At 50.2% G+C, this 1,828-nt stretch carries 1 rRNA gene; it reads right to left on the bottom strand.

Features of this window, described 5'->3' with window-relative positions:
• Positions 1 to 48: 48 nt before the first annotated feature.
• A 16S ribosomal RNA gene (locus tag I6F50_RS20075) occupies positions 49 to 1,584 on the bottom strand.
• Between the last annotated feature and the right edge of the window lie 244 nt (positions 1,585 to 1,828).

Below are 1,828 nucleotides of genomic sequence, written 5' to 3'. Positions count from 1 at the left end.
TAACAATCATCTGTGTGGACACTACGAACAAATAAGTTCTAAATCGTATAAGGAGGTGATCCAGCCCCAGGTTCCCCTAGGGCTACCTTGTTACGACTTCACCCCAGTCATGAATCACTCCGTGGTAAACGTCCTCCCGAGGGTTAGACTATCTACTTCTGGAGCAACCCACTCCCATGGTGTGACGGGCGGTGTGTACAAGGCCCGGGAACGTATTCACCGCGTCATTCTGATACGCGATTACTAGCGATTCCGACTTCATGGAGTCGAGTTGCAGACTCCAATCCGGACTACGACGCACTTTAAGTGATTCGCTTACTCTCGCGAGTTCGCAGCACTCTGTATGCGCCATTGTAGCACGTGTGTAGCCCTACACGTAAGGGCCATGATGACTTGACGTCGTCCCCACCTTCCTCCGGTTTATCACCGGCAGTCTCCTTAGAGTTCTCAGCATTACCTGCTAGCAACTAAGGATAGGGGTTGCGCTCGTTGCGGGACTTAACCCAACATCTCACAACACGAGCTGACGACAGCCATGCAGCACCTGTATCAGAGTTCCCGAAGGCACCAAACCATCTCTGGTAAGTTCTCTGTATGTCAAGTGTAGGTAAGGTTCTTCGCGTTGCATCGAATTAAACCACATGCTCCACCGCTTGTGCGGGCCCCCGTCAATTCATTTGAGTTTTAACCTTGCGGCCGTACTCCCCAGGCGGTCTACTTAATGCGTTAGCTTTGAAAAACAGAACCGAGGCTCCGAGCTTCTAGTAGACATCGTTTACGGCGTGGACTACCGGGGTATCTAATCCCGTTTGCTCCCCACGCTTTCGTACATGAGCGTCAGTGTTGACCCAGGTGGCTGCCTTCGCCATCGGTATTCCTTCAGATCTCTACGCATTTCACCGCTACACCTGAAATTCTACCACCCTCTATCACACTCTAGTTTGCCAGTTCGAAATGCAGTTCCCAGGTTGAGCCCGGGGCTTTCACATCTCGCTTAACAAACCGCCTGCGTACGCTTTACGCCCAGTAATTCCGATTAACGCTCGCACCCTCCGTATTACCGCGGCTGCTGGCACGGAGTTAGCCGGTGCTTCTTCTGTCAGTAACGTCACAGCTAACGGGTATTAACCGTTAACCTTTCCTCCTGACTGAAAGTGCTTTACAACCCGAAGGCCTTCTTCACACACGCGGCATGGCTGCATCAGGCTTGCGCCCATTGTGCAATATTCCCCACTGCTGCCTCCCGTAGGAGTCTGGGCCGTGTCTCAGTCCCAGTGTGGCTGATCATCCTCTCAAACCAGCTAGGGATCGTCGCCTTGGTGAGCCATTACCTCACCAACTAGCTAATCCCACTTGGGCCAATCTAAAGGCGAGAGCCGAAGCCCCCTTTGGTCCGTAGACATTATGCGGTATTAGCAGTCGTTTCCAACTGTTGTCCCCCACCTCAAGGCATGTTCCCAAGCATTACTCACCCGTCCGCCGCTCGTCAGCAAAGTAGCAAGCTACTTTCTGTTACCGCTCGACTTGCATGTGTTAGGCCTGCCGCCAGCGTTCAATCTGAGCCATGATCAAACTCTTCAATTAAAAAGTTTTATGTCTTTCGACAGCTCAATGAATTCTGAATTTATTTTAATATCTTTCGATATTGAATTGACTGTGCCGAATAATTACCGAAATAACTATTCTGTTGGTCACTCAGTTTTCAATTGAGACTCTAATTTGTTTGCCTCGCTACCTAAGTAGGTTGGCTGTTAGAACTCAATCTGTACGAGTGCCCACACAGATGATTGCTTTATATTGTTAAAGAACGTTTTGAGTCGCTTTAGCG

The sequence above is a fragment of the Pseudoalteromonas sp. NZS127_1 genome (genome assembly GCF_015864295.1).
In the GTDB taxonomy this organism is placed as follows: Bacteria; Pseudomonadota; Gammaproteobacteria; order Enterobacterales; family Alteromonadaceae; genus Pseudoalteromonas; species Pseudoalteromonas arctica.
This window is presented reverse-complemented; position numbering and strand designations above follow the sequence as displayed.